This window comes from Enterococcus sp. C57, assembly GCF_040887305.1.
GTDB classification, from domain to species: domain Bacteria; phylum Bacillota; class Bacilli; order Lactobacillales; family Enterococcaceae; genus Enterococcus_B; species Enterococcus_B hirae.
The window spans coordinates 1-1,547 of record NZ_JBFOFP010000018.1 but is presented as its reverse complement, the minus strand read 5'-3'; the positions used below and the strand labels follow the sequence as shown (position 1 = coordinate 1,547).

Genomic DNA, 1,547 nt, shown 5'->3' with positions numbered 1-1,547 from the left:
TTTTTCCACCGGAGCTTGCTCCACCGGAAAAAGAGGAGTGGCGAACGGGTGAGTAACACGTGGGTAACCTGCCCATCAGAAGGGGATAACACTTGGAAACAGGTGCTAATACCGTATAACAATCGAAACCGCATGGTTTTGATTTGAAAGGCGCTTTCGGGTGTCGCTGATGGATGGACCCGCGGTGCATTAGCTAGTTGGTGAGGTAACGGCTCACCAAGGCGACGATGCATAGCCGACCTGAGAGGGTGATCGGCCACATTGGGACTGAGACACGGCCCAAACTCCTACGGGAGGCAGCAGTAGGGAATCTTCGGCAATGGACGAAAGTCTGACCGAGCAACGCCGCGTGAGTGAAGAAGGTTTTCGGATCGTAAAACTCTGTTGTTAGAGAAGAACAAGGATGAGAGTAACTGTTCATCCCTTGACGGTATCTAACCAGAAAGCCACGGCTAACTACGTGCCAGCAGCCGCGGTAATACGTAGGTGGCAAGCGTTGTCCGGATTTATTGGGCGTAAAGCGAGCGCAGGCGGTTTCTTAAGTCTGATGTGAAAGCCCCCGGCTCAACCGGGGAGGGTCATTGGAAACTGGGAGACTTGAGTGCAGAAGAGGAGAGTGGAATTCCATGTGTAGCGGTGAAATGCGTAGATATATGGAGGAACACCAGTGGCGAAGGCGGCTCTCTGGTCTGTAACTGACGCTGAGGCTCGAAAGCGTGGGGAGCAAACAGGATTAGATACCCTGGTAGTCCACGCCGTAAACGATGAGTGCTAAGTGTTGGAGGGTTTCCGCCCTTCAGTGCTGCAGCTAACGCATTAAGCACTCCGCCTGGGGAGTACGACCGCAAGGTTGAAACTCAAAGGAATTGACGGGGGCCCGCACAAGCGGTGGAGCATGTGGTTTAATTCGAAGCAACGCGAAGAACCTTACCAGGTCTTGACATCCTTTGACCACTCTAGAGATAGAGCTTCCCCTTCGGGGGCAAAGTGACAGGTGGTGCATGGTTGTCGTCAGCTCGTGTCGTGAGATGTTGGGTTAAGTCCCGCAACGAGCGCAACCCTTATTGTTAGTTGCCATCATTTAGTTGGGCACTCTAGCAAGACTGCCGGTGACAAACCGGAGGAAGGTGGGGATGACGTCAAATCATCATGCCCCTTATGACCTGGGCTACACACGTGCTACAATGGGAAGTACAACGAGTCGCAAAGTCGCGAGGCTAAGCTAATCTCTTAAAGCTTCTCTCAGTTCGGATTGTAGGCTGCAACTCGCCTACATGAAGCCGGAATCGCTAGTAATCGCGGATCAGCACGCCGCGGTGAATACGTTCCCGGGCCTTGTACACACCGCCCGTCACACCACGAGAGTTTGTAACACCCGAAGTCGGTGAGGTAACCTTTTGGAGCCAGCCGCCTAAGGTGGGATAGATGATTGGGGTGAAGTCGTAACAAGGTAGCCGTATCGGAAGGTGCGGCTGGATCACCTCCTTTCTAAGGAATATTACGGAGACTACACTGTTTGTTTTTCACTTTGTTCAGTTTTGAGAGGT

Annotated in this window: 1 rRNA gene; it reads left to right on the top strand. The window is 52.6% G+C overall.

From position 1 onward, the window contains the following. Positions 1-1,488, top strand: a 16S ribosomal RNA gene (locus AB5M32_RS13580); the annotation flags it as partial. Positions 1,489-1,547 lie beyond the last annotated feature (59 nt).